Below are 647 nucleotides of genomic sequence, written 5' to 3' on the forward strand. Positions count from 1 at the left end.
CAGACTGGGGAAATCGACGTTCTGTCGCGCACATCCACCATCACCTACAGTCGTGATACGGTTGTCCGCTTCGTCTGGATCAATCTCTACGACACGGACGGCATGCTCGTGCGCAAGGCCGACAATATTACCGAGCCCAAACTGCTGGACGGAAAGACCGTTTGCCTGCAAGGCGGTGGCAGCCTGACCGAGAAAGCGATCGAGGAAACCGAGGAAGAGTTCGGGATCGCGATGGAGAAAGTCTATTACGACTCGACCATTCAGGCGCGCGACGCCTTCTTCGGCGGCCGCTGCGATTCATACGTCACCGACGGCACTGCGGCAGCCGGACAGCGTGCTTCGGTGGCCAAGAACCCCGACGACTACGACATCATCAAGGTCGGCAAAGCCGCCGAACCCAATGGCGTCGCGGTCGCCCGCGGCGACGATCAACTCTTCGACGTCGTGCGCTGGACATTGAATGCCCTGTTCTGGGCCGAGGCCAACGGCATCACCTCGCAGAACGTCGATGAAAAGCTTGTGTCGGGCAGTCCGGAAGTCAAACGCGTGCTCGGCGAGGAACCCGGCTTCGGCAAGCCGCTCGGATTGGACGATAAGTGGGCCTACAACGTCATCAAGCAAATGGGCAACTACGCCGAGATCTGGGA

General features: G+C 59.8%; 1 protein-coding gene. It reads left to right on the plus strand.

Annotated features, from left to right (window positions below; genetic code table 11):
- The coding region (locus NKK47_RS35100) for a type 2 periplasmic-binding domain-containing protein (RefSeq protein ID WP_352579944.1) at window positions 1-647 on the plus strand (647 nt) is incomplete at both ends.

This window comes from Mesorhizobium sp. M0019, assembly GCF_040323975.1.
Taxonomy (GTDB): Bacteria; Pseudomonadota; Alphaproteobacteria; order Rhizobiales; family Rhizobiaceae; genus Mesorhizobium.